This window comes from Tepidicaulis sp., assembly GCF_965222285.1.
GTDB lineage: Bacteria > Pseudomonadota > Alphaproteobacteria > Parvibaculales > Parvibaculaceae > Tepidicaulis.
In genome coordinates this window covers 3,341,621-3,365,535 of sequence record NZ_OZ244942.1, presented here as the reverse complement: position 1 = coordinate 3,365,535, position 23,915 = coordinate 3,341,621, and the positions used below count along the sequence as shown (strand labels likewise).

The following is a 23,915-nucleotide window of genomic DNA, read 5'->3' as shown; positions in this document are numbered from 1 at the left end:
CTTAGCGGGGCCCGGCGGGAAACTGCCGGGCCCTTTGCTATGCAAAGAGGGGCCTGGTTTCACAGGCACATGTGGAGGGAACAAACCGTGACGCGTAAGACGAGTGTTTCGGTGCCGGCGCTTTTGGCCGGTACTTTTTTTGTGAGTGCCCTATCGATGGGCGGCGCGCTGGCCAAGGTGCCGGACGCGCAAGTGGGCCGCCTGGGCGGCGATCTGACGCCGGTTGGCGCTGAAAAGGCGGGTAATGGCGGGGATATCCCGGCCTGGACCGGCGGTCTGACCGGCGTGCCGGACAGCGTGAAAGGCGAATATTCCGCCGATAAGCTGCTGCCGAACCCGTTCAAGGGCGATGCCGTCAAAGTGGAAATTAGCCAGGGGAATATGGGCCAGTTCGAGGGCCAGCTCACCGATGGCTATAAGGCGCTGCTTGAGACCTACCCGACCTATAAGATGAAGGTCTATCAGACCCGCCGGTCCTGCGCGTATCCGGAATTCGTCTATGAAGCGACGAAGCGCAATGCGCAGGTCGCCGAACTGACGCCGGGCGGTAATGGTGTGTCTGAAGGGATCATGGGCTTCCCGTTCCCGATCCCCAACAATGCGCTGGAAGTAATCTGGAACCACACGCTGCGCTACCGCGCCTTCAAACTGACGCGTGAGTTCACGGCAGCGCCGGTCACCCGTTCGGGTGAATACGAGCTCCAGACGGTGCAGGACGAAGCCATTCTACAATGGTCGGATCCGAGCAAAAAACGCGCGGAAGAGCTGAACAATATCTCGCTCTATTACATCGCCAATACCGTGGCCCCGGCCCGCTCCGCCGGCAGCGTGATCCTGGTGCACGAAACGCTGAACCGTGCCCTTGAAGACCGCAAAGCCTGGCAGTATTCGCCCGGTACCCGCCGTGTGCGCCGCGCGCCGAACATTGCTTACGACAACCCGGGCACCAACTCCGACGGTCTGTCCACTTCGGACAGCTTCGACGGCTATAATGGCGCTCCGGACCGCTATGACTGGACGGTTCTCGGCAAGTCCGCGAAATTCGTTGCAGCCAATGCTTATGACGCCTCGCTTGCGTCCTATGCCGATTACCTCAAGCCCCTGCATCTCAATCAGGACCATGTCCGCTATGAACTGCACCGGGTTTGGAGCATCGAGGCCAATCTGAAGGGCGGCACGCGCCACGTTTACTCGCGCCGCGTGACCCATCTGGACGAGGACAGCTGGACCATTACGGGTGCGGAACTTTATGACGGCCGCGGCGAGCTGTGGCGCGTTCAGGAACTGCATGGCCGTCAGGATTACGGTGAGCCGCTCTGCAACAAAGGCGCGGAAATCGTCTATGACCTGCAGGCCGGCCGTTACCTCGCCCTTGCCATGCAGAATGAAGGCCAGCCCATTAACTATGGGGCCGATGAGCTGGATGTGAACCGGTACACGCCGGCCGCTATCCGCCAGCTTGGCGTTCGCTGATAAAAGCAGTATGATGCCTCGGGCCGGTCGCCGGGAAACCCTGCGGCCGGCCCGACGTGTTTAAGAACAATCTCTTTTTAAGAGCAATCATTTGGGGGCGCATCCCGCCTCCTGGGGAGTGGACCGAGGCTGATCTGACGCAAAGCCGACCGGCGGGGCCGGGCGAGAGTGCGAATAATAATAGTCAGGCTGTCTCCGCAAACTGAGTGACATAGATGTTGACTGGTACGATCCATCATTTTTCCGGCCGCCATTTTTCCAGCCGTATGGCGCGCGTGATGACAAGCGGCATTGGCGCTCTGGTTCTGAGCGGCCTTATCGCAGTGTCTCCGGCCAGCGCTGCAAAAGACTACACGGTGCTGGAGGATGTCGAAGGCTTCGATCCCAATGCGATCGAATATGCCACGCCCTCCGATCTGGCCGATGACAACCTTCTTCTGGACGTAGTGCGCGCCAATGGCCGCCTCGTGGCGGTCGGCGAATTCGGCCATATCATCTATTCCGATGACCGCGGGGAAACCTGGACGCAGGCCGAAACCGTGCCGACGCAGGTGACGCTGACGACCGTGGCCTTTCCCACCGATAAAGTCGGCTTTGCCGCCGGTCACGATACGACCATCGTGAAAACGGAAGATGGCGGTGTGACCTGGGAGCGCGTCTATCACGATTTCGACGCGGAAACGCCGATCTTCGGGCTTTACTTCGATACGCCCCAGCACGGCCTTGCGGTCGGTGCTTTCTCGCTGGTGCTGGAAACCAATGATGGCGGCGAGACCTGGGAACAGCGTGACGTCGTCGATGGCGGGGATTACGACTATCACCTGAACGATATTTTCCAGGCAAAAGACGGCACGATCTACATTGCCGCCGAATTCGGCAACGTGTTCCGTTCCACCGACAAGGGCGCGAGCTTCCAGGCCATCAAGACGCCCTATGAAGGTTCGTTCTGGAGCGGGCTCGGCCTTGCTGACGGCTCCGTGCTTGTCTATGGCATGCGCGGCAACGTCTATCACACGGTCGATGCGGGCGAGACCTGGGCGAAAGTGCCGACCGACACGAAGAAGTCCTTCGGCGGCGGCGTGCAGCTCGATAGCGGCGATATCATTCTCGTCGGCCTGAACGGCGCGGTTGCCTATTCTTCCGATGGCGGCAATTCGTTCCTGACGACCTCCCGCCGTGACCGCGAAGGCTACAATGCGGTGGCCGACGGGCCGGACGGCAAGATCGTCATCTTCGGCGTGCCGGGCGTGAAGATCATGCCGGATAATGCCGAAGACGCCATCGCCAAGGATGACGTGTCGAGCTAAGGCTTGCCGCAGTTGCTGTTTCAAAAAACCCCGGCCCGCGTGGCCGGGGTTTTTCTTTGGGCTTTTTGTTGCCATCTCCCGCCGCCCGCTCCAGCCTCTTCGTTCGGGTCTCTTGTCAGGTTTGCGCGGGGCTTGTCCGCAAATGCGCCTTTACAAGATGAAACTAGTTCGTGACACTAACTAAAAATCAGGCCGGCAACAGACCGGCCCAAGGGAGGAGAGGGCATGGCTCACGAGGCGCCGGATTTCAGCCGCTATGAACGCATCAAAGCGCATCACGAGGGACGCATCCTGGTGCTGTCGCTATCCAATCCGAAGCTCATGAATGCGGTGGATGAGCTTTTGCACCGCGAGCTGTCCACGATCTTTCTCGATGCGGCGGATGATCCGCGCTCGGATGTGGTGTTGCTGACCGGAGAAGGCCCGGCCTTTTGCGCGGGCGGCGATCTCAACTGGATGAAACACACCTATGAGACGGGCGGGCGCGGCCCCGATCCCATGGAAGCCAAACGCATCATCTTTTCGCTGCTCGATCTTGAAAAGCCGCTCATCGCCTCGGTGCGCGGTCCGGCGGTTGGCCTCGGGGCCACCATCGCGCTGATGTGCGATGTGATCTATGCGAGCGAGAACGCGAAATTCGCCGATCCTCATGTGCGTGTCGGCATCGTGGCTGGTGACGGCGGCGCGATCATCTGGCCGCAGCTTTGCGGTTATGCCAAAGCAAAGGAATATCTGATGACGGGCGATCCGGTGCCCGCCGCCGAGGCGGAGCGGATCGGCCTGATCAATCACGTCGTGGCGGATGAGGCGCTCGATGAAGCGGCGCTGTCCTTTGCCAAGCGCCTTGCGAAGGGCGCCATTCAGGCGATCAAATATACGAAAGTCTCCGTCAATATCGGGCTCAAGCAGCTTGCCCATTCCATCCTCGATACATCCATCGCTTATGAGATGAATACCTTTGCGACGGATGATCACCGTGAAGCCGTGCGCGCTTTCCTCGAAAAACGCGCGCCGAAATTCACGGGGCATTGAGCATGGATATGGAAAGCGGGAGCGGCATGATGAGCGATGCGATGAATTTCGACGAGCCGGAACACGTGCGCATGCTGCGCGATCAAACGCGCCGCTTCGTTACAGAGCATATGCCGCGTGCCAAAGCGCGCGAATGGGACCGGGGGAATATCTTTCCGCGCGAGGTGTTCGACAAGTTTGCCGCGCTCGGCATGATGGGTCTTACGACGGAAGAGCGCTATGGCGGCGCTGGGGTGGATATCTACGCCACCATGGCGGTGATCGAGGAAATCGCCAAACGCTCCGTGGCGCTGGCCTGTCCTTACATCATGGCCGTTTGTTATGCGGGCATGAATCTCGGCGAATCGGCGAGTGAGGAGCAAAAGCAGACCCTGCTGCCGAAAGTTGCCGCCGGTAAGCTGATGTTCGCCTACGGCCTTTCCGAGCCCAATGTGGGCGGCGATCTGGCGACGGTGGAAACGACGGCGGTGCGCGAGGGCGATGAGGTGGTGCTGAACGGCGCCAAGCGCTGGTGCACGGGCGCGCATATTGCCGATTATATTTTCTGCCTCGCCCGCACCGGTCCGCGCGAGGAAAAATACAAGAACCTTTCCATCGTGCTGGTGCCCACGGATACAGCCGGCCTAACCATTACCCCGCTCGGCCATCTCGGCATTCGCGGTGTGGAAACCAAGGATGTGATCTTGGAGAATGTGCGCGTGCCTGCCGCCAATATTCTGGGCGGGCCGGAAAAATGGAATAAAGGTTGGGGCCAGCTTGCAGGCCGCGCGCTCGAAGTGGAAAAGCTCGAGCTTTCCGCCTGCGCGCTCGGCCTTGGCGAAGCGGCCCTCGCCGATGCCTGGACCTATGCGGAAGAGCGCGTGCAATTCGGCAAGCCCATCGCCCATCATCAGGCGATCCGTCATACGCTCGCGGAAGCACGCACGAAGGTGCAGGCGATGCGCCACATGCTTTATCATGCTGCCTGGCTGGCGAATAACAACCGGCCCTGCTCCGTGGAAACCTCGATGGCGAAACTTTTCTGCTGCGAGGGCGCGGCGGAGGTGACGGAGCAGGCCATCCGCGTCGTCGGCGCGTATGGGCTATCGGACGATATGGATCTCGAGCGCTATCTGCGCGATGCCAAGAGCCTGCCCATCGTGGGCGGCTCGTCCAACATGCAGAAAAACAATATCGCCAACCGGCTGAAACTTGGCGCGTGAAGGCGCGGCGCGATTAGGGGAGACCGCCATGAGCATGCTCGACCGTTCTGAGGAAACCGATCCGCTGGCCCTTGCCGATGCTTTGGCAGGCGACATCGCCGCGCGGGCCGACGAGATCGAAGCGGCCCGGCAATTGCCGCAAGACATTGCAGAGCAGTTTGCCGCAAACGGCCTTTACCGCATGTGCATCCCTGAAGCCTATGGCGGGCTTGAAACGCCGCCCTGGACCTTCATCGAAACAGTGGAGCGGCTGGCCCGCGCCGATGGGTCGGCGGCCTGGTGTCTTTTTATCGGCGCGACCTCCGGCATGGTCAGCGCCTTTTTGCCGAAAGAGGCCGCGCAGCAGATTTTCGGCGATCCTAAAGCCATCACCTCCGGCGTTTTTGCGCCCAAGGGCAAGGCCGTGCGGGTGAAAGAGGGCTTCAAGGTCAATGGCCAATGGCAATGGGGCTCGGGTTCGCGCAATGCCGACTGGATCATGGGCGGGGCCTTCGTCATGGACGATAGCGGCAAGCCGGAAGTGCTGAGCAACGGCAAGCCCAATAACCGCATGATGATCATGAAGGCGGGCGAGGTGGACATCCTCGACACCTGGTATGTCTCGGGCCTGCAAGGCACGGGCTCGACCGATTACGCGGCGCAGGACGTTATCGTGCCCGAAGCTCATTCCGTCGATCTCATTCACGACAAGCCTTTGGAGCGCCCGCTTTACGCGTTCCCGACTTTCGGTTTTCTCGGCATGGGCATTGCGGCGGTGACGCTCGGCATGGCGCGCACGGCGATCGACGAGCTTGTGGGCCTTGCCGTGGAAAAAACCCCGCAAGGCAGTTTCAAGCCGCTTGCCATGAAGCCCATGGCACATGTGGATGTGGCTGAGGCCGAAGCGCTTTTGCGCTCTGCCCGCGCCTTCCTGGAAGAAGCAACCGGCGCGGCCTGGGAGGCGGCGCAGGCCGAAGGGGTGATCTCCATTCCCCACCGGCGCGATCTGCGCCTTGCCACCACCCATGCGGTGAAATCCTCGGCCAAGGCCATCGATCTTATGTACACGCTGGCGGGCGGCAGTTCCGTCTACCGCAACTCGCCCCTGCAGCGGATTTTCCGCGATGTGCATGTCGCCACCCAGCACATGATGGTGGCCGGGCCGACGCTGGAGCTGACCGGGCGCCTTTTCATGGGGCTCGATACGGACACGGCCATGCTTTAAGGGCACCCCCTACATCTGTGCTAGTTTACCTCAAGGCGCTTACTGCCCGATCCTTTTCCCGTCCGGGGCTTTCCCCTTTCAGGAAAGGATTGATGTGATGAAGAAACTCGTTTCCGCCGCGGCCTTTGCCGCGCTCATGGCCGCAGGGCCCGCTTTTGCCGCCTCCGAGGGTACGCCTTCCATGGTGCTGGCCGCGCTGGCCCCCAATCTTGCCATTTCCGCGCCGAGCACGCCGGCGCCGGATAGCGAAGATAAGGGCATTCAGCTTTCCGAATGGATCGGCGCGCCCTGCATGTCCAACGATGATTGCGGCGACTACAAATGCGAAAACAGCGTTTGTGTCGAAAAATAAGACCGGCTCTTGAGGCTGGAGGATGAGGCGGTCTTTGGGCCGCCTTTTCTTTTGGCGCCGGCATAGGGGAAGGGAATAGGAGGCCGGCGCTTGACAAGGAGGGGCTGGTTGTTTACTTTCGGAATGAACATTCATTCCGAAAATATCGAGAAAACCCGTGCCGCAAGCTGCCTCATCTTCTTCTGCCATCTCGCCCGCGCCGCGCGCGGGTAAAGGCCGGCCGAAAGCGGCAGAGGCCGAGGCGCGGCTCCTTGCCGCCGCGCTCGATCTTTTCGAGGAGCAGGGCTATGAGGCGACCGCCGTGCCCGACATTGCCCGCATGGCAGGGGTGGGGGTAGGCACGCTCTACCGGTATTTCGCCAACAAAGAAGCGCTGGTAAACGCGCTCTTCCAGCACTGGAAAGGGGAGTTCAATGCGCTTGTGCTCGCGCCCTTGCCGGAGGGGACGGGCGTCAAGCAGGCCTTCGAGCTTTACTGGGCCCGCGCCGTGGACTGGCTGCAGGGCTTTCCGCGCGAGGCCCGCTTCATCGACCTGCATTTCCATGCGCCTTATCTCGATGCGGCCAGCCTTGCTTATGAAGAACCATATAAACGCGCCATTGAAGACTTCGTCGTCTGGGGGACGGGGCAAGGGGTGCTGAGGCCGCTCGATCCTGCGGTCTTTGCCGCCCTTTTTTGGGGACCGCTTGCCGGTCTTTTGAAGTTTGCCGAAGGCCGGCCGCTGGAGCCTGCGCATCTCGATGAAATGCGCGCCGCGCTCTGGCGGGCCCTATCGGTTTCCGACACTTAAATGCCCGCACGGGCGATCCCAGGAGCTATCCCATGACCTCACCCGTTACCCTGATTACTGGCGCGTCCGGCGGCATTGGCGAAGACCTTGCCGGGCATTTTGCCAAGGACGGCAAGGACCTTGTGCTTGTTGCCCGCTCGGCGGAAAAGCTCGAAGCGATTGCCGAGAGCTTGCGCAAGAAGCACAAGGTGAGCGTCAATGTGCTCCCCCTCGATCTGGCCGCGCGCGATGCGGCTGCCCGCGTCACTGCGGCACTTGCCGAAAAGGACCTGCACGCGGAAGTGCTGGTCAATAATGCGGGCTATGGGGCAAAGGGCGCCTTTGCCGAGCTCGAGGCGGATTATCAGCTTGGCATGATCGATCTCAACATCTATGCGCTGACCGCGCTCACCCGGGCGCTGGTGCCCGGCATGATCGAGCGGGGAAAGGGCGGGGTGATGAATATCGCCTCGACGGCGGCCTTCCTGCCGGGCCCGCGCATGGCGGTCTATTATGCCAGTAAAGCCTATGTGCTCTCTTTCTCACGGGCGCTGCAATATGAGCTGAAAGACAAGGGCGTCAGTGTGACAGCGGTCTGCCCCGGGCCGACCGCGACGGGCTTTCAGGATGCCGCTCGGCTGACCGGGGCGAGGCTTGTGACCTTGAGCCCGCTCATGTCCTCCAAACGCGTGGCGCGGATCGCCTATAAGGCCTTCAAGCGCAAACAGCCCGTCGTGGTGACGGGGCTCATGAACCGCCTCCAGGCGGCCTCCATGGCGTTTACGCCCGCCCGGATCAAGCTCGGCCTCGTCAATTTCCTGCAGGCGTAAGGCTGGTCTGCCGCAAAGCCAGCGGCACAGAATAACGTTGCGGCCTCTTTGACTGGTGCCCGCTTCCTCTCTCCGCTAGGGTCTCTTGCCGGATAAGGCGGGACAACCGCCAGAGGGAGGAGCCATGCAAGAAGCCGAACGTTTCGGAGATTTCACCACGATTGCCCGGGAAGGGCGGGTGGTGCTGGTCGAGTTTTCCCGCGGCGACGGGATGAACGCGCTTTCCATCGCCGCGATGCGCGAGCTGACTGCGCTTGCCCGGCATCTGAGCGAAGACACGGCAAGCTCGGCCATCGTGCTGACGGGGGGCGGAGGCGCCTTTTCCGCCGGGGCGGACCTGAAAGATCCGGAAGCGGCGGCGCGGCGCGACCTAAGCCTCATCGAGCAGCGCCAGGCACTGAAAGTCGGCCCCGATATGTGCGCGGCCTGGGAATCGCTCGAACAGGTCACGGTCGCGGCCATCGAACAATTCTGCATTGGCGGCGGCGTGGCGCTGGCGGCGGCCTGCGATCACCGCATTGCCGGCAAGAGCGCGCATTTGCGCCTGCCCGAGGTGCCGCTCGGCATGAATATGAGCTGGCACTCCAATCCGCGCCTCGTCAATCTGATGGGCCCTTCCAAGGCCAAGCTCTTCACGATCCTGGGCGAGAAGCTTTCCGCCGGTAAAGCCGAGGCATGGGGCCTTGTCGATGAGGTAAGCGCGGACGGGAAAGCCTGCGAGGCAGCGCTCGATCTGGCCCGGCGCATCGGCGCGCTGCCGCCGCTTGGGGTGCGCATGTCCAAACAGTCCATCGATATGGCCGCAAAAGCGCTCAATCAGGCCGTGACGTTCATGGACCGCGATCAGTTCGCCCTTGCCGCTGGCAGCGAAGATCAGCGCGAGGCGATCAAGGCCTTTCTGGAAAAGCGTCCGGCAAGCTTCAAAGGAAACTGATCTATCCGGCAGGCCTGCGCCGGAGCAGGCGCGCCTCGCTTCCTCATATTCATCACTCACATTCAATAACGATAAGACAGGAGACATTCATGGGACGGGTTGAAGGCAAAATGGCGTTCGTGACGGGCGGCGCGCAGGGTCTCGGCCGGGCGAGCGCGCTTTTGATGGCGAAAGAAGGCGCGAAGGTGACCGTTGCCGACATCAACGAGGCGGGCGCCAAGAAAGTCGCCGAGGAAATCAACGCTGCCTATCCCGGCAAAGGCTTTGCCGCGGCGCTCGATGTGACGAGCGAGAGCCAGTGGCAAAGCGCGCTCGATGAAGCGGTTTCGGCCATGGGCGGGCTCAATGTGCTCGTTAACAATGCCGGGATCGGCGGCGGCACGACGGTGGAAGACACAGATTTCGCCACTTGGAAAAAAGTGCAGGAAGTCGATAGCGATTCCGTCTTTCTCGGCTGCAAATACGCGATCCGCCACATGGTGCCCCATGCACCGGGCTCCATCATCAACGTCTCCTCGATTGCCGGGCTGATCGCCGGGCACAATATGGCCGCGTATAATGCGGCCAAGGCAGCGGTCTGGTTGCTTTCCAAATCCGTCGCCCTACACTGTGCCAAGCGCGGGTACAAAATTCGCTCCAACTCCGTTCATCCTACCTTTATCGACACGCCCATTCTCGACGGCATGGCGGGGGCGATGAGCAAGGACGAATTGAAACGCAAACTCGCAAAGCAAGTTCCGCTTGGGGTGGTGGGCGAACCGGATGATGTGGCCTATGCAGTTCTTTTCCTCGCAAGCGACGAGTCGAAATTCATTACCGGCGCGGAGATCAAGATCGATGGCGGCATCAGCGCCATGTGACGGCAGAGGCGCGCGTGCGGTACTGACCGCAGGTTTGGCGGCGGGCGCGCTTCTCCTTTCCCTGGCAGCGCCCGTGCAGGCACAGGATGATAGCCTGCCGCTCATGCAGGGGCCGGGGGAGCCGGTGGGCACGCGCCATGAAATCCGTTTCGAGGATTTGCCCGAACCTTACGCAACGCCTTCCGCCTCCAACCGTCCCGTCGTCATCGACCGCCCGGCGGGCGCGATGCTGCGGGTGCCCGAAGGTTTCAAGGCTGCGCTTTATGCCGAGGGGCTCAATCATCCCCGTTTCATGGCATTGGCGCCGGACGGGGCGGTCTTCGTTACCGAACCGCATCTCGGTGAAGTGCTGCGCCTTGAGGACAAGGACGGGGACGGCAAGGCGGAGACGCGCAGTGTTTATGCCGATGCGTTCGAGCGGCCCTCGGGGCTTGCCTTCCGTGACGGGCAGCTTTTCGTCGCAGACCTAAGAGCCGTCTGGCAGCTTGGTTATGCCAAGGGACTTGAGGAAAATCAGGCCCGCCGGCCCGTTACCCGTGCCGGCGCGCTCGGCCAGGGCGGCGGGCATTGGACGCGGGATATTGCTTTCGGCCCGGACGGGGCGCTTTATGTCGCGGTGGGCAGCGAAGGCAATATCGAAGAGGAAGAAGCTCCGCGCGCCACGATCCAGCGTTTCGACCCCGGCGCTTTCAACCGGCAGGAAACGTTTGCCGCCGGTTTGCGCAATGCTTCCGCCATCGCTTTTCATCCGCAGACGGATAAACTCTTTGCCGCCGTCAATGAGCGCGACGGGTATGGCGACGAGCTGGTGCCCGATTATCTGACGGAAGTGCGCGCGCGGGCCTTTTACGGCTGGCCCTATGCCTATCTCGGGCCCAATCCTGATCCTGAATTCGGGCAGATCCGCCCTGATCTTGTCAAACGCACCCGCGCGCCAGATCTTCTCATTGCCGCGCATTCCGCGCCGACGGGATTGCTCTTTTATCAGGGTGCGCAGTTCCCGGAGCGTTACCGTCAGGGCGCCTTCATTTCTTTGCGCGGCTCTTGGAACCGGGAGCGGCCCACGGGATACAAAGTGGTTTTCGCGCCGTTCAAGGACGGCAAGCCGGAAGGCCATTATCTGACATTCGCGGCGGGGTTCTGGCGGCAGGGCGAGCAGCAGGCAGAAGTGATCGGCCGGCCCGTCGGGCTTACCGAGACAAAGGACGGGGCACTGCTTATTGCAGATGATGCGGGCGGGGCGATCTGGCGGGTGACGTATGAGGCGCGTTGAGCGCGCCTGACAACTGACTTATATGAACCGGTCGGCGGCCAATTCGTCCAGTGTGCAGCGGCGCATATTGCGCGGGAAATCCTGCACTTCCCCGATCGCCTTACCGGTGATGAACCAAACACCGAGCTCTTTCAGCTTTTTGGCAAACTCGATGGTCGGCACATATTCGATCGACAGAAGAATGCGCGCGCCTTCCGCCTCTTTCACTAATTGTTCGACGCGCGAGAGAATCTTCTCCTGATCGGCGTTTTCCGGCACCCGGTAGGAAACCGCCGAAACACTGAGATCCCTGAAATACCGGATATTCGATGAGAAAGACGGCGCGCGAACGACAAGAAACGCGAAGAAGGGTTTGAGCGGCGAAACGCGCTGCATAAAGGTCGTCATCGGCGTGTGCTCGGGCAGGCCGACCAGCTGCAGCATCATGAATTTGCGCAAGTGACTGGGAATCTTGCGGCAGACGGCCATGATCTTTTCACGGGCTGCGGCCGTTTCCAGGCTGTCATAATGCACCTGCGTGATCAGCTGCAGCGCGAACTTGTTCGCGTAAAGCTCGCTCATCGTCTCGATGGCTTGGGTGAGATGCTCGAGATCGAGCGCCAGCGTGTCGGCACTCGTGCGGTCGAAAGGCAGCACATCATGCTCGAAACGCTCGCGCCCATTCTGCCGTTTTTCATAAGGGATATAGGCATAGCCGCTGAGCACCTGATGGCGCGCATTCCAGATCGGCGCATAGACGCTTTCGTAATTGGACGGGCCGATATCGGGCAGAATGAGCCCGGCATCAGGGTCTTTCTCTTCCTTGTGTTCGGAAAACTGAATGTCGCCATCGGCGCTGGCATTGACCTGGCCGAGCACCGTCTCGACCTGCAGCATTTCCGTGCCGCCTTCCCCCAGGAGATTGGTGGTCAGATGGTCCGTCACTTCGGCCATGACCTTGGCGGCGTGGTGCGGGTCGTTGGATTCGAAAATCACGATGTAGCGCTCGTCGCCGAGGCGGGCATAGACGTCTTTGGCGCCGAGCTGCTGGGAGAGAATGTTCTCGATCGCCAGATGGATCGTGGAGGCGAATTTATCCCAGGTCGGGCCGAGTTGGCGGCGCAGGGATTCAAGGCCGAGCACCTGAATATTGCCGGCCTGCCAGGAGCGCGGGCCTCTTTGGCCGGGCGCGATCTGGCTGACAAGGCGCGCAAGCCGGCTATCGGCGCTGAGCGCCGGCCCTTCGGGTTTGCTGCCTGTCACTTTCTTCGCGGCGGCTGATAGACGGTCTTTCAGCGCATCCGCGAGGGGCTTGTCGGTCATCCGTGTGAACGCCTCGGAAACATAGGGTATGGCGCCGCGCCTCTCCTGCTGGAAAAGTGCGGTGCCCTTAATCTTAACGCAGGCTTTACTATGCGGGTCCGGGGTAAAGATTCTCTGAATTGAAAAAGGCCCCGTTTACTTTTTTCGCTCCCTTTTTTTACGAACGCTGATGGACGGTCCCCGGTTCCCGCGCCGTTTTCTCCTTCTTTTCGAGGGTTACGGTGGCGGGGAACCGGGGACGTTGCGTCATTTTGTAGCCGGCATGTCTTAAGCGGCGCTGCCGGCAGGGGCTTTCGGCTCGGCACGGGCCACCGTCACCAGACCCCAAACCCAGGCAACGAAGCCTATGGGCCCGCCGATAAGAATGCCGATACCGGTCAAGTTTAGAAGGAGAGCGGTGAAGGCGAGGGCAAGCTGGATTAAGCCCGCAACGATTTTCCCCATGAGCAGGGAGCCGGCGCCCGGCAGGAAAATGCTGATGATAATGGCTGCAGTTTTCATGAAGTCCGTCCGTCGTTGATGAAACGGGCTTCAGAGTCCCCGGCAAATCTTAAAGAAAAATGATCATTTCTCTATAAGGCGGACGGCTCGAGAAAACGTGATTTCCGGCACTTTCTGCAGGGGTTCCGTCCGGCACGTAGCGGGACGGGGAAATGGTGGAGCCGACACTACCCTGTTCAAAAAGAGTCGGCCGAACTTTGACAACAGATACAGAGAGTTACCAATCTGTAGGAGTTGTCAAGGGTGTCTATGCAATGGGGGCAGGCCAAGGTCGAGGCAAATGCGCTTCGTGATGAAATCGGGAAACGTCTCGATTCTGGCCAAACAGTTAAGCGGGTTTATGAAGAACTGAGGGAAGAAGGCCGCGTGTCGATGACGCTGCGTGCCTTCTACGTAAAAGGATCGATCTTGCTCGGCCGCTCGGGCACTTTGAACTTCGGCTCAACCGTATCGGACCGAAGATATTTGCGAATGGTATTCCGGGACAGACCCGTGCGCCGTGCTATCTCCCGGATCGAAAAACCATCCCGGAAATGCCAGCGCCGGATAACGCTCAAAAACGCCATGTCCAACACTCCTCAATCTCCTGCCCAAAACGAGCAGGATAGCGTTCAAACATGGGTCAAATCTCAGTGGAAAAATCCCCCAATACCGGGTCAGATCTCAGCGGCAATCAACAGTCTCCGACCTGCGCAATCGCGGGATGCGCTGTTGCGATTGTTGCTGCGATGAGGCTTGTGGCCACCGCAAAGCTTCTGGTTTTCATCCGTCTCATCCTTTTGGTTGGCGATAATTGCCATTACGTACTCATATGGAGGGTGAGTAACCTCCGCGCCCTGATCTACATCAATCCCGCGATCCTGCTTTCAGGTGCTATGTTGCAGAAGGTGGCTGGAGCGGGTCGCCCCGGATGCTCGCCGCGAACGCCGAATCCGGCTCGCCCGCCCTGCGGCGGCCTACCCGGTGTCGCCATTCACATAACCAGGAGAACGCTTACATGAGCTACACGATCAATCGCATGATCTCCGACACGAATATCGACGACCTCGACGCGCGGACCCGAAAAGCGCTTGCAGACCGCGGCTTCGGCGTGCTGACCGAGATCGACGTCAAGGCGACGATGAAGACGAAGCTTGACGTCGAGATGCCGCCCTATCGCATCCTCGGCGCCTGCAACCCGAAAATGGCGCATCGGGCCATCGGGATCGAGCCTCGGGTGGGTGCGATGCTGCCCTGCAACGTCATCCTGCGCGAGGTCGAGGGCGGCGTCGAGGTCAGCGCGATCGACCCGGTGGCGTCTATGCAAGCGATCGAGAACCCTGAACTGACCGCGGTCGCGGGTGAGGTTCGCGACCTTCTGGCGAAGGCCGTCGCGGCGATCTGAGATGAATTTGCGCGCAGGGTTTCACGCGGGTCTTGCGGTCCTCGGGATGCTGGTGGCGCACGCCATGCTGTGCGTCGAAGCCACGAGTTCGGTACGTCACGATGCTTGAGTGTGTGGCAGGACTCTACCCGTCTCGGGGAATGCGGCCAAGTCACCCGACCGGTAATCCGTTGCTCGCGTCACCGCGGAACGCGTTCGACGTCTGGCTTTATGTGCGACTACGGCGTGATTGCGACCTTCAGGACGCCGTCACGCTGGTGAGAAAAGAGGTCGCAGGCCGCCTCGATGTCGTCCAGCTTGTAGCGGTGCGTCACCAGCGGTGTCAGGTCAACACGCTCGGACCGGATGACTTCCATCAGTCGCCGCATGCGCTCCTTGCCGCCCGGGCAGTGTCACGATGGTGTGGTCACCGAGTCCGGCAGCGAACGCACCGAGCGGTATCTCGAGGTCGCTTGAATAGACGCCAAGACTCGACAAAGATCCCTCTGGCCGCAGGACACGAAGCGCGGCTTCAAACGTCGCCTGAGTGCCCAGCGCCTCAATGGTCACATCGACGCCCCGGCCATCGGTGATGCGCATGCTCTCGTCCACGGGATCGACCTTCGAGAAGTCGATGACGTGGTTCGCCCCGAGCCTCCGCGAGATAGCCGCTCAGCCACCCGGTCCACGGCGATGATGTCGTCGCGCCGCTCCCGTGCGCCGACTGTCGCGCAAAGACCGATCGGGCCCTGGGCAAAGACCGCGACCGCGTCGCCGATGCGGACCCTGCCGCGCTCCGCGCCACTGAAGCCAGTCGACATGATGTCCGGGCACATCAGCACCTGCTCGTCGGTGAGCCCGTCCGGCACGGGCGCAAGGTTGGCCATCGCGTCTGGTACGAGAACGTACTCCGCTTGGCAGCCGTCAATGGTGTTGCCGAATTTCCAACCCCCCATCGGCTTCCAGCCGTGTTTCGTGCCGGCACCATCCTGCGAGCAGTAGCCGCAGAGGCAGGCGCTGCTCCAGCCGCTCGGAGTGATCGTTCCAGCAATGACGCGCTGCCCCTCCGTGCATCCGACGACCGCAGAGCCGAGCTTCTCGATCACGCCGACCGCTTCATGACTGATCGTCAGCCCCTTCGCGACCGGATACTCCCCCTTCATGATGTGCACGTCCGTGCCACAGATCGTGGTGGTGGTGGTGACGCGCACGAGCGTTTCGAGCGGGCCGACATCGGGGATCGGCTTTTCATCCAGCGCGATGCGGCCGGGCTCCACGAAAATGGTCATCTTCATCTTCCGGGTCATCGTTAGCCTCCACTTGTTTGGGGCCGCCGGTCATGCCTTGGCAATCAGATCACAAAGACCGGGGCAAAGCCGCCCCCCGGCGTCCTGAAATTGGTAGTCTGGCCCTGATAGAGGCGGACGGCCACCAGAAGCACCTGCGCGTCATATGTATAGAGCCGCACGTCCATCTTGCGCGCCTCGATTGCGTCGTCGATCCGGATCATGCGCTCGCTCGGCTTGACCAGGGTCTGGGCGACGTAGCCGCCATGCGCGATGTCCGACCAGACGCCTTTCGTCACCTTGTCGCCGCGGTACACCGCCTTGCCGCCATGTCCGCCTGTCGGCTTGAAGAACAGGCTCTTGCGCGATCTCCACAATTCATCGGCATTTTCGGGAGTGACAAGGACGGTGCGCGGGACGGCTTCGAGCCACGCAAGAAGTGTTGGGGCCAACCCCCAGGCCCGCAGCGTTGCCGGATCCGAGAGCAGCGAAAGGGCGCGCTTGTCGGCGAGAAGGGCGTGGTTGTGCGGATTTGGCGTCACGACCACCGCGCCCTCCCGGTAGGCATCTCTTAGCGCCCTGTGTTCCGGCTGATCGAACGCGAAGTCGGTGACCCTGTTGTAGACGAGGTCGATCGGCTTCCCCTCGACGCTGAGCCGACCGGCTTCATGGCGAAGATGGCTGGCGTCCGCGATAACGGCATCGACGCCGCGTGCGGCCATCGCCTGCCGCACAAGGACGAACTCGGGATAGAGATACTGTTCCTCCGGCCTGTCGTCGACGATGGCAATTCGGCCTGCGGAACCGCTTCCCCGCTGGCGCTTCCATTCGTCCTGGAACATGCGAAATGCCACATCCTCGAAGGCGTGCGGCTTCAAGGGCATGTCCATTTCGGCACAGCAAGCGCGCTGCGCCCTTGCAAGAAGGGCGTTGAGGAATGCCCCGCCGGCGTTGGTATTGATCTCGATGAGCCGGGGCCCGTCTTCGCCTAGATGGAAATCGTAACCCATCAACGCGCCAACAGGGCCATGATCCTCTTGCGAGATTTCCGGCGCCCAAGAGAGGACGGCGGCCTTGTATGCGGCGAGCCGCGCGGTCGCCTCGATCGCTGCGACCACCTCCTGCATCTCGGCCACCTGGCTGGCCGCGAGGAACACTGGCACATTCGAGAACAAATGCGCCTTGGGTAGGATGAAGGTCTCGCAGAACTCCGGGTCGCCAGCCTCGCGCTCAAGCGCCTCGCAGAGCGACCGACGGTCGAGGGTGATGCAGAAGCAATTCTGGTTCAGCCGCTCCGAGAGGGTCTGAACTGGGCCCGTGGACGTGGGGCCTGGATCGCTCATCGCCCCCAAAGCCCTGGCTGTCCCGAGGCCGGACGCGCGTCAGGCCCGATGCGGGCATCGAAAAGTCTTGGAATCATCGTTGCCTCAGTGTTTCGGTCAGCAGGCCGATCCCGAGTGCCGCATCCGTCCTTGCGATGGAGTCTTCGGCGCTCGCGATCACTCCGCACAGTGCCCGGATCGCGTCGATCGTCTCTGGAATGACGATGGCCTGGTTGTCCACCATGTAGGCGTAGAACAGTTCGTCCCCCTGGACCTTCAGCATGTCCGACCAAAGCGCGACTTCGTAGAGGTTGTCATGTGGCCGGCCGAGGTCGGCCATGAGTTCCTTGACCGCGTTGAGGGCCGTCAACCCGGCATCCATGCGGATCAGGGCAATCCGAGACGATGCGGCAAAGGCGTCGAGCACCTCTTCCCTGGAAGCCGGCCGGGTCAACTGCACCGACCAGTAGTGCAGATGAGCCAGGGTCTCCGGCACCTTGACCGCCATCGTGACGACATCGAGGTCGGGGTCGACGCTCTGCGCATCCGGCCCCTGATGGCTGGGAATCTCGGGCTCGGGGACGAGCGTGTTCATGATCCCGCCGAGGTGACTTTCCCAAGGGTCCGTCGCCCGGCGCAGCAGCGTCCCGCGCGCGCGACGCAGCAGGCCTGCCTGCTTCAATGCCGTAAGGGTTCTCACGATCGAGGTGGTGTTGCAGGAGACGACGCGCGTGCTGTCCCGGTTCAGCGCACTCGCATAGGTGGATTCCGCAACGAAGGAGTGTCCGGTCACATCGTGCTTCTCGCCACCCTGGACGATGAACTTGATGCCCCTTTGTCGATAGATGTCGACGTTCACCGCCGCGATCCGCTTCGGCGTGCAGTCGACCACCAGATCACTCGCCTCAAGCAGATCATCGAGGTTCCCGGCGACATCGAGACCGGCGTTCCGCATCGCCTCTGCATGGTCACCGGTGGCTGCGAAAAGGCGGTAACCCTTCTGCGTCGCCATGCGTGGCCGCCAGTCGGCGCTGATATCCGCAACCCCGGCCAGCTCCATATCGTCCTGCACGGCAACGGCGTCGGCGACACGCTTTCCGATCACGCCGTAGCCGTTGACGGCGACGCGGATCTTTTTCGCTGGGGTCATCGGCTTCTCCTCGCGTTGGTAGCGCACGTCCGTGATGTGCCGCTGGCTGCTGTCGAAATACTGCCAAGTATTCCACAAATGCGGCTCAGTTACTGCCCCCGAACCACCCGGCTTGGCGAATTTCTTTGAACGGTGTCCACCTTATCATGGCCTGTCCAATGCCATCCTCGTTTCCGTTGGCGCCGTCAGGATGAAGCGGCGCTCCGCTGCACCAGGAAGATGCCGCTCAGCACCAGGACGACACCGAAAATCTGGACTGCCTCCAGCCGCTCACCGAAAAAGGCCGCGCCGATAATGAGCCCGAAGATTGGCACCAGAAACGTGAAGGCATTCGCCCGACTGAGCTCGACTCGCTCCAGCGCCACGAACCAGAGCCAGAACGCGAGCGATGATCCGAGGACCGCAAGGGAAACGAGGACGAGGACGAATTCCTTCGACCACGTCAGCACCGAGATGTCTTCCGTCAGCATGGACAGCAGAGCCAAGGGCGCCGCACCGATGAGCAACTGGAAACCCATCGCCATGATCGGGTCGGCCTGGCCGGTGAGGCGCTTGATGGCGACATTGCCGATGGAAACACCGGTGGCGGCAAGCAAGACATAGGCGATGCCTTGGGAGTAGCCTCGGGCGTCGTCTCCGGCGAGGCCCGGCCACGCGACCACCGCGATGCCGGCCAAGCCGACCGCCAGCCCGGTCCTTCCAGTCGCCTTGAGACGTTCCTCCAGGAAAACATACGCGAGAACCGCGGCGACGATCGGCTGCACGTTCGCGATGACGGTCGCGAGTCCCGGCGAAACGAACTCGGCCGCATGGAACATGCCGAAGAAACCCATGCTTGTCGCCCCCAGCCCGACCACGACGATCAGAAACCAGGGCCGCGCGCCGACAGGCACCGGACGATGGCAGAGGGCTCCGAGTGCAATCAGGCAAACGCCTGCCAACGCAGCGCGCAGGGCCGCAAAGGCAAGATGCGGCGCAAGGTCCAGGCCAATGGTGATGAGGGGAAAGCATGCGGCCCAAAGCACCATGACCACCAGAAGGCGGAGGGCGGCGCCGATCGTCATTGCTCATGCGCCAAGTTTCGCCCGATGAATGGAGCTTGCAGTTTCATTCGAGAGTAATCCTTGCTATCATTGCCAAATTGATCCAGATCAGAGCGGACGTTGCGACGCCATCCTACATGGAGGGTCGCAGAAAGTCCGGTGGACGAGGCAAGAAATACCATGTCGCAGGCAATTACTTGGCAGTGCAGAAAGGATCCGTATCGTTTGACACGGGGCCTGAAGCATTGGCTGGCGCTGCTGCTGGTACTTGCCTTTTCAACGCCAGGTCTTGCCCATGTTTCGATGGGCGACCATGCCGCGTCGGCAACATCGCTTTCGCTTGATGTTGCGTCCATTGATCAGGCCGTGACTGCGGAACCGGATTGTGGCGATGCCCAAGAAGCCCACGGTCCAACCTGTTGCACTGGCAGCGTCTGTTCCTATTTCGTCCCGCCGGTCTCGGCGGGAGGCACGAGCATGGCGATGGTCGTTGAAGTTGTAGCACGCCTTACCGACGAAGTTCATCCCGGCCGCGCGCCGTCGCCCGGTTTGCGACCTCCGAGTCTCTCCGCGAACGGCTGAGCCCGCGCGCCTCTCCCGGCGTGTCGGGCTGCTCCGACCGGTCCCGCCGGTCCGGCCCTGCAACGTTCCCGAGAGAGTTTCGTCATGAACCATCCATCATATCGCCAGTTTCTGGCATCGACTGCCGCCGCAGGCATGATCGGCGCGGCTTCTTCGCTGCTGTTTTCAAAGTGCCCCCGTTACGAGGGCGCAGGGTCATGACCCATCACGATCACTCATCCGCCGAGCCAAAGGCAGACGAAGATCGGCGCCAGCCGTTTCTGAAAACTCCGGCCGGTCTCGCGGTCTGCGTGTTTCTCGCCGTTGCCGGCGCCTTTCTTGTTTTCGAGCACAGGGTTCACCTTCTGGGAGCCTGGCCGCTTCTGTTCCTGCTGGTCTGCGGCGGCATGCATTTCTTCATGCATCGAGGCCACGGTGGCCACGGCGGTGGCAGCGATGAACGGTGATGTTCCCGCCTATGGCCTGTGGTTTCTGGCCGCCTTGAACGCGGGCATCTTCATCCTGTTCGCATTCAGCTTCTTCAAGCCGAACACGACGCGCGACTGGCGCTCGCTCGGGGCCTTTTCGGCCTTCATCGTTGCCCTGTTCGCCGAGATGTACGGTTTCCCGCTGACACTCTACCTGCTGGCAGGCTGGGTCGGCAGCACCGTTCCGGCTTTCGATCCGCTCTCGCACGATGCAGGCCACCTTTGGCCAGCCCTGTTCGGCTGGTCGATGAATCCGCATTTCAGCCCGTTCCATCTGCTGAGCTACGTCTTCATTGGCGGCGGCTTCATGTTGATCGCCGCAGCCTGGCGGGTGCTGCACGAGGCGCAGAAGGTGGGAATTCTCGCGACGACCGGCCCTTATGCCCGCATGCGGCATCCGCAGTATGTCGGTTTCGCGCTGATCATGATCGGTTTTTTCCTGCAGTGGCCCACTCTCGTGACGGGCCTTATGCTGCCAGTGTTGCTGGTCATGTATTGGCGGCTCGCAAGGACGGAAGAGCGCGAAGTGGAAGCGGCCTTCGGTGACCAATACCGCCGCTATGCCAGTGCGGTTCCTGCTTTCCTGCCGCGCCCCTCCAATCTGCTTCGTTCGAGCAGGGGGTGACTGTGGCGATTTTTCCTTCTCATCAACCAAGGAGTACGAAACGTGAGAACACGAAACTTCAGGCGGCCCTGTTCGCGGGTTTGCTACTTATCGGGACCGCAGCATCGGTCGCAGCCCAAACCAGCGCACAGCCACAGGACGAACACCACCCGGAAGAAACCCAGGACGCTCCGCCAGCGAGCCCGGCGCCCGGTGACGCGCCCTCAGCAGCCGCACCCGGAAGCATGCCCGGCATGGGCATGATGACGCCGGAGATGATGCAGATGATGCAGCGCATGATGAGTCAGGGTGCAATGACCGGCATGATGATGGGCGAAATGGCAGGCCAGGGCATGGCCGAGGGTGGCGCGATTCCAGGCATGGCCGGTCAGATGCCCTTGGCAGGCATGATGGCGTGCCCGATGATGCGAATGATGATGAACGGCCAGGCAGGAATGGGCATGCCCGGCATGATGGGTGGTCAGGGCATCCTCCTCGGAACGCCGAACGGCACACCGGAGGAGATGACGGAGGATCGCGTCCGCGCCTTGCTCGAGCAGCAGTTGACCAATCTTGGCAATCCCCGTCTGAGGCTCGGCGAGATCGGCACTGCACCTGACGGGAGCATCACTGCAGAGATCGTCACCGTGGACGGCTCGCTGGTGCAGAAGCTCGCCTTCAACCGCTATCCCGGTCTGTTCCGGCAGATAGCCGAATAACGCGGACACCTGACACCGGTACTGGCGCCCGCCTAAGGAGAACACGATGAAAACAATCGCAATCGACGTCGGCGACTTGCTGACAGCCTTGGGCCCGGACGAAGTGGGGCGGCGGATCGGCGAGGTGCCGGGCGTCGAAAGCGTCTCCGTGGATTACGCGTCGCAAAACGCCACGGTCGAATACGACGAGACCCGCATAAAGGTCGCCGACATCAAATCCCTGGTTCGGCGGCCTGGTCCCGGCGTCGATGCGCCGCCTGCCGCTTCGACCGACAGGGGGCACGAAAGCCACGCGACGGCCGGAGCATCACCAGAGAGTCCAGGACCGGCATCGGGCCATTCAGGACACCAGGACCATGACAAGCATGCGGGCCACTCGCCCGCGATGTTTCGGGACCGCTTCTGGCTTTCGCTTGCCCTGACGGTTCCGGTGGTCATCTGGTCGGCCCACATCCAGGACCTTCTCGGCTACCGGGCCCCCGCGTTTCCGGGATCGGAGTGGATCGGCCCCGTGCTCTCCACGGTCGTCTTCCTCTACGGCGGTCTCGTGTTCCTGCAGGGGGCCTGGCGGGAACTGCGGTCCCGGCTGCCGGGGATGATGACCCTCATCTCGCTCGCGATCTCCGTCGCTTTCCTGTTTTCCTGGGTGGTTCAGCTCGGGCTGATCGAGGCGAGTGCCCTGTGGTGGGAACTGGCGACGCTGGTCACGATCATGCTGCTTGGCCACTGGATCGAGATGCGGTCCATCAATCAGGCCGAAGGCGCATTGAAGGAACTCGCGAAGCTCCTTCCGGATACCGCGACGCGGATCACCGACGGGGGCGAGGAGAAGGTCGCCGTCAGCGCGCTGCGGAACGGAGACCTCGTTCTGGTGCATCCGGGGGAGAGCATTCCCGCCGACGGGACCGTGCGAAAGGGAGAGAGCGACGTCAACGAGGCCATGATCACCGGCGAGTCCCGGCCGGTGAAAAAGCGGGAAGGCGACGAGGTGATCGCCGCCACGATCAACGGAGAAGGGTCTCTGCGCGTCGAGGTCACCGGCACCGGAGAGGAAACCAAGCTTTCCGGCATCATGCGACTCGTGGCCGATGCCCAGAAGTCCAAGTCCAGAGCGCAGCACCTTGCAGATCGCGCAGCCCGGCTTCTGACCTTCGTCGCGATCGCCGCCGCGGCCATCACCATCGTGGTGTGGCAGTCTGTCGGCGCAGCGATCGACTTCTCCGTGGTGCGGATGGTGACGGTGCTGGTGATCGCCTGCCCGCACGCGCTTGGGTTGGCCGTGCCGCTGGTGGTGGCCATCTCGACGACGCTGGGCGCCCGCAACGGGCTTCTGGTGCGCGACCGGCGCGGACTCGAGGAGGCGAGAAACCTCGACACCGTGATCTTCGACAAGACCGGCACGTTGACGCTTGGCGAGTTCCGGGTCGTGGCGATGTCCGTCGCGGATGGGCTGGCCGAGGACGAGGCGCTTCGGATCGCATCCGGCATCGAAGCCGAATCCGAGCACCCGATCGCCCGGGGCATCGTGAAGACCGCACAGGACAAGGGCATAGACGTGCCCGTCGCCGAAGGCTTCCGCGCAATCACCGGCAAGGGGGTGGCGGCGACGATCGCCGGCACCGAATACCACATGGGTGGCCCGGCTCTGCTTAAGGCCGAGAATGTGCAGGTGCCGCAGGCGCTGCTGGAGGCGGCCAAGGCGGCGGCCGACAGTGGACGGGCTGCCATCTATCTCGTCCGCGAAGGCAAGGCCCTGGCCGTCTACACCGTGGCGGACGCGATCCGCGAGGAGAGCCGCGAAGCCATTACGGCGCTGCATAAACGGGGGATCGAGGTTGCCATGCTGACCGGCGACGCGCAGGCCGTGGCCGATGCCGTCGCGAGGGAGCTGGGCATCGATACCGTGTTTGCGGAAGTGCTCCCCGAGGACAAGGCCTCGAAGGTCCGCGAGCTTCAGGCGCAGGGCAAGAAGGTCGCGATGATTGGCGACGGCGTGAACGACGCCCCGGCCCTGGCCACTGCCGATATCGGGATCGCGATCGGCGCGGGCGCGGATGTTGCCGTCGAGGCCGGGCATATCGTGCTGGTGCGGTCCGATCCCCGCGATATCCCCCGCATCATCACCCTGAGCCGCGCCACGTACCGCAAGATGATCCAGAATCTCTGGTGGGCGGCGGGTTACAACATCTTCGCCATACCCCTTGCCGCCGGCGTTCTGGCGCCCTGGGGCATACTGCTGACACCCGCGGTGGGCGCGATCCTGATGTCCGCGAGCACGGTGGTTGTGGCCATCAACGCGCAACTGTTGAAGCGCGCAAAACTATGACTCCGTCGACGGGC

At 61.9% G+C, this 23,915-nt stretch carries 23 protein-coding genes and 2 pseudogenes; 17 read left to right on the top strand and 8 right to left on the bottom strand.

The window, feature by feature from the left end:
- Nucleotides 1–87 precede the first annotated feature (87 nt).
- The 11 genes from ACOQOT_RS16120 (at nt 88) to ACOQOT_RS16070 (ending at nt 11,236) form a co-directional block, all read left to right on the top strand.
- The gene (locus tag ACOQOT_RS16120; RefSeq protein WP_420560178.1) at nt 88–1,473 is read left to right on the top strand and encodes a DUF1329 domain-containing protein; all 1,386 of its coding nucleotides are present in this window, start codon (nt 88–90) and stop codon (nt 1,471–1,473) included.
- A gap of 215 nt (nt 1,474–1,688) precedes the next feature.
- A complete protein-coding gene (locus tag ACOQOT_RS16115) occupies nt 1,689–2,780 on the top strand; it encodes a WD40/YVTN/BNR-like repeat-containing protein (protein WP_420560177.1) in 1,092 nt (363 codons plus the stop codon).
- A gap of 225 nt (nt 2,781–3,005) precedes the next feature.
- Nucleotides 3,006–3,812 (top strand): enoyl-CoA hydratase/isomerase family protein, encoded by an 807-nt coding sequence (locus tag ACOQOT_RS16110; protein WP_420560176.1) that lies wholly within the window; start codon nt 3,006–3,008, stop codon nt 3,810–3,812.
- Nucleotides 3,813–3,814: 2 nt separating this feature from the next.
- Nucleotides 3,815–5,014 (top strand): acyl-CoA dehydrogenase family protein, encoded by a 1,200-nt coding sequence (locus ACOQOT_RS16105; RefSeq protein WP_420560175.1) that lies wholly within the window; start codon nt 3,815–3,817, stop codon nt 5,012–5,014.
- Between the two features lie 28 nt (nt 5,015–5,042).
- Nucleotides 5,043–6,218: an acyl-CoA dehydrogenase family protein gene (locus tag ACOQOT_RS16100; RefSeq protein WP_420560174.1), complete on the top strand. Its 1,176-nt coding sequence runs from the start codon at nt 5,043–5,045 to the stop codon at nt 6,216–6,218.
- Between the two features lie 97 nt (nt 6,219–6,315).
- Nucleotides 6,316–6,570, top strand: coding sequence for a hypothetical protein (locus ACOQOT_RS16095; protein WP_420560173.1), 255 nt, complete (start codon nt 6,316–6,318; stop codon nt 6,568–6,570).
- Between the two features lie 157 nt (nt 6,571–6,727).
- Nucleotides 6,728–7,360: a TetR/AcrR family transcriptional regulator gene (locus tag ACOQOT_RS16090; RefSeq protein ID WP_420560172.1), complete on the top strand. Its 633-nt coding sequence runs from the start codon at nt 6,728–6,730 to the stop codon at nt 7,358–7,360.
- Nucleotides 7,361–7,392: 32 nt separating this feature from the next.
- The gene (locus tag ACOQOT_RS16085; protein ID WP_420560171.1) at nt 7,393–8,169 is read left to right on the top strand and encodes an SDR family NAD(P)-dependent oxidoreductase; all 777 of its coding nucleotides are present in this window, start codon (nt 7,393–7,395) and stop codon (nt 8,167–8,169) included.
- A gap of 124 nt (nt 8,170–8,293) precedes the next feature.
- Nucleotides 8,294–9,103: an enoyl-CoA hydratase/isomerase family protein gene (locus ACOQOT_RS16080; RefSeq protein ID WP_420560170.1), complete on the top strand. Its 810-nt coding sequence runs from the start codon at nt 8,294–8,296 to the stop codon at nt 9,101–9,103.
- Nucleotides 9,104–9,192: 89 nt separating this feature from the next.
- On the top strand, nt 9,193–9,963 hold the full coding sequence (locus tag ACOQOT_RS16075; protein WP_420560169.1) for an SDR family oxidoreductase: 771 nt from the start codon (nt 9,193–9,195) through the stop codon (nt 9,961–9,963).
- Complete coding sequence (locus ACOQOT_RS16070; RefSeq protein ID WP_420560168.1) at nt 9,941–11,236, top strand: PQQ-dependent sugar dehydrogenase; 1,296 nt, start codon at nt 9,941–9,943, stop codon at nt 11,234–11,236. The genes ACOQOT_RS16075 and ACOQOT_RS16070 overlap by 23 nt, the downstream gene beginning before the upstream one ends.
- 18 nt (nt 11,237–11,254) lie before the next feature.
- On the opposite strand, the gene ACOQOT_RS16065 is transcribed toward ACOQOT_RS16070, so the two are convergent.
- The 4 genes and pseudogenes from ACOQOT_RS16065 to ACOQOT_RS16050 form a co-directional block, all read right to left on the bottom strand.
- A complete protein-coding gene (locus ACOQOT_RS16065) occupies nt 11,255–12,538 on the bottom strand; it encodes a hypothetical protein (RefSeq protein WP_420560167.1) in 1,284 nt (427 codons plus the stop codon).
- 267 nt (nt 12,539–12,805) lie between these two features.
- The gene (locus ACOQOT_RS16060; protein ID WP_420560166.1) at nt 12,806–13,039 is read right to left on the bottom strand and encodes a hypothetical protein; all 234 of its coding nucleotides are present in this window, start codon (nt 13,037–13,039) and stop codon (nt 12,806–12,808) included.
- Between the two features lie 395 nt (nt 13,040–13,434).
- A pseudogene (locus tag ACOQOT_RS16055) lies at nt 13,435–13,605 on the bottom strand (sigma factor-like helix-turn-helix DNA-binding protein); the annotation flags it as partial.
- Nucleotides 13,606–13,695: 90 nt separating this feature from the next.
- Nucleotides 13,696–13,839 carry a hypothetical protein gene (locus ACOQOT_RS16050; RefSeq protein WP_420560165.1) on the bottom strand — a complete coding sequence of 48 codons (144 nt, stop codon included), beginning with the start codon at nt 13,837–13,839 and terminating at the stop codon, nt 13,696–13,698.
- Nucleotides 13,840–14,036: 197 nt separating this feature from the next.
- Here ACOQOT_RS16050 and ACOQOT_RS16045 point away from each other — a divergent pair, with 197 nt between their 5' ends.
- Nucleotides 14,037–14,423: a DUF302 domain-containing protein gene (locus ACOQOT_RS16045; protein WP_420560164.1), complete on the top strand. Its 387-nt coding sequence runs from the start codon at nt 14,037–14,039 to the stop codon at nt 14,421–14,423.
- A 218-nt stretch (nt 14,424–14,641) separates the two neighbouring features.
- Here ACOQOT_RS16045 and ACOQOT_RS16040 read toward each other — a convergent pair.
- The 4 genes and pseudogenes from ACOQOT_RS16040 to ACOQOT_RS16025 all read right to left on the bottom strand — a co-directional run bounded on the left by ACOQOT_RS16040 (nt 14,642) and on the right by ACOQOT_RS16025 (nt 19,224).
- A pseudogene (locus ACOQOT_RS16040) lies at nt 14,642–15,709 on the bottom strand (zinc-binding dehydrogenase).
- Between the two features lie 44 nt (nt 15,710–15,753).
- Entirely contained in the window at nt 15,754–17,031 is a 1,278-nt protein-coding gene (locus ACOQOT_RS16035) for a hypothetical protein (RefSeq protein WP_420560163.1), read from the bottom strand.
- Nucleotides 17,032–17,104: 73 nt separating this feature from the next.
- Nucleotides 17,105–18,160 (bottom strand): type II glyceraldehyde-3-phosphate dehydrogenase, encoded by a 1,056-nt coding sequence (locus tag ACOQOT_RS16030; protein ID WP_072602070.1) that lies wholly within the window; start codon nt 18,158–18,160, stop codon nt 17,105–17,107.
- A 185-nt stretch (nt 18,161–18,345) separates the two neighbouring features.
- On the bottom strand, nt 18,346–19,224 hold the full coding sequence (locus ACOQOT_RS16025; RefSeq protein WP_420560162.1) for a DMT family transporter: 879 nt from the start codon (nt 19,222–19,224) through the stop codon (nt 18,346–18,348).
- Nucleotides 19,225–19,383: 159 nt separating this feature from the next.
- Between ACOQOT_RS16025 and ACOQOT_RS16020 the strand changes: the two genes are divergently transcribed.
- From ACOQOT_RS16020 to ACOQOT_RS16000, 5 genes are all read left to right on the top strand, one after another.
- Nucleotides 19,384–19,785 (top strand): hypothetical protein, encoded by a 402-nt coding sequence (locus ACOQOT_RS16020; RefSeq protein WP_420560161.1) that lies wholly within the window; start codon nt 19,384–19,386, stop codon nt 19,783–19,785.
- 197 nt (nt 19,786–19,982) lie between these two features.
- The gene (locus ACOQOT_RS16015; protein ID WP_072602068.1) at nt 19,983–20,231 is read left to right on the top strand and encodes a DUF2933 domain-containing protein; all 249 of its coding nucleotides are present in this window, start codon (nt 19,983–19,985) and stop codon (nt 20,229–20,231) included.
- Nucleotides 20,221–20,877, top strand: a complete 657-nt coding sequence (locus ACOQOT_RS16010; protein WP_420560160.1) for a methyltransferase family protein — start codon at nt 20,221–20,223, stop codon at nt 20,875–20,877. Before ACOQOT_RS16015 ends, ACOQOT_RS16010 begins: the two co-directional genes overlap by 11 nt.
- A gap of 2 nt (nt 20,878–20,879) precedes the next feature.
- Entirely contained in the window at nt 20,880–21,575 is a 696-nt protein-coding gene (locus ACOQOT_RS16005) for a hypothetical protein (RefSeq protein WP_420560159.1), read from the top strand.
- A gap of 46 nt (nt 21,576–21,621) precedes the next feature.
- On the top strand, nt 21,622–23,901 hold the full coding sequence (locus tag ACOQOT_RS16000; protein ID WP_420560158.1) for a heavy metal translocating P-type ATPase: 2,280 nt from the start codon (nt 21,622–21,624) through the stop codon (nt 23,899–23,901).
- Nucleotides 23,902–23,915 lie beyond the last annotated feature (14 nt).

Excerpts from the sequence above, each read along its gene's own strand:
- ACOQOT_RS16115 (WP_420560177.1), top strand. The coding sequence starts at position 1,689 with ATGTTGACTGGTACGATCCATCATTTTTCCGGCCGCCATTTTTCCAGC.
- ACOQOT_RS16110 (WP_420560176.1), top strand. The coding sequence starts at position 3,006 with ATGGCTCACGAGGCGCCGGATTTCAGCCGCTATGAACGCATCAAAGCG.
- ACOQOT_RS16105 (WP_420560175.1), top strand. The coding sequence starts at position 3,815 with ATGGATATGGAAAGCGGGAGCGGCATGATGAGCGATGCGATGAATTTC.
- ACOQOT_RS16100 (WP_420560174.1), top strand. The coding sequence starts at position 5,043 with ATGAGCATGCTCGACCGTTCTGAGGAAACCGATCCGCTGGCCCTTGCC.
- ACOQOT_RS16095 (WP_420560173.1), top strand. The coding sequence starts at position 6,316 with ATGAAGAAACTCGTTTCCGCCGCGGCCTTTGCCGCGCTCATGGCCGCA.
- ACOQOT_RS16085 (WP_420560171.1), top strand. The coding sequence starts at position 7,393 with ATGACCTCACCCGTTACCCTGATTACTGGCGCGTCCGGCGGCATTGGC.
- ACOQOT_RS16080 (WP_420560170.1), top strand. The coding sequence starts at position 8,294 with ATGCAAGAAGCCGAACGTTTCGGAGATTTCACCACGATTGCCCGGGAA.
- ACOQOT_RS16075 (WP_420560169.1), top strand. The coding sequence starts at position 9,193 with ATGGGACGGGTTGAAGGCAAAATGGCGTTCGTGACGGGCGGCGCGCAG.
- ACOQOT_RS16070 (WP_420560168.1), top strand. The coding sequence starts at position 9,941 with ATGGCGGCATCAGCGCCATGTGACGGCAGAGGCGCGCGTGCGGTACTG.
- ACOQOT_RS16065 (WP_420560167.1), bottom strand. The coding sequence starts at position 12,538 with ATGACCGACAAGCCCCTCGCGGATGCGCTGAAAGACCGTCTATCAGCC.
- ACOQOT_RS16060 (WP_420560166.1), bottom strand. The coding sequence starts at position 13,039 with ATGAAAACTGCAGCCATTATCATCAGCATTTTCCTGCCGGGCGCCGGC.
- ACOQOT_RS16050 (WP_420560165.1), bottom strand. The coding sequence starts at position 13,839 with ATGGCAATTATCGCCAACCAAAAGGATGAGACGGATGAAAACCAGAAG.
- ACOQOT_RS16045 (WP_420560164.1), top strand. The coding sequence starts at position 14,037 with ATGAGCTACACGATCAATCGCATGATCTCCGACACGAATATCGACGAC.
- ACOQOT_RS16035 (WP_420560163.1), bottom strand. The coding sequence starts at position 17,031 with ATGAGCGATCCAGGCCCCACGTCCACGGGCCCAGTTCAGACCCTCTCG.
- ACOQOT_RS16030 (WP_072602070.1), bottom strand. The coding sequence starts at position 18,160 with ATGACCCCAGCGAAAAAGATCCGCGTCGCCGTCAACGGCTACGGCGTG.
- ACOQOT_RS16025 (WP_420560162.1), bottom strand. The coding sequence starts at position 19,224 with ATGACGATCGGCGCCGCCCTCCGCCTTCTGGTGGTCATGGTGCTTTGG.
- ACOQOT_RS16020 (WP_420560161.1), top strand. The coding sequence starts at position 19,384 with ATGTCGCAGGCAATTACTTGGCAGTGCAGAAAGGATCCGTATCGTTTG.
- ACOQOT_RS16015 (WP_072602068.1), top strand. The coding sequence starts at position 19,983 with ATGACCCATCACGATCACTCATCCGCCGAGCCAAAGGCAGACGAAGAT.
- ACOQOT_RS16010 (WP_420560160.1), top strand. The coding sequence starts at position 20,221 with ATGAACGGTGATGTTCCCGCCTATGGCCTGTGGTTTCTGGCCGCCTTG.
- ACOQOT_RS16000 (WP_420560158.1), top strand. The coding sequence starts at position 21,622 with ATGAAAACAATCGCAATCGACGTCGGCGACTTGCTGACAGCCTTGGGC.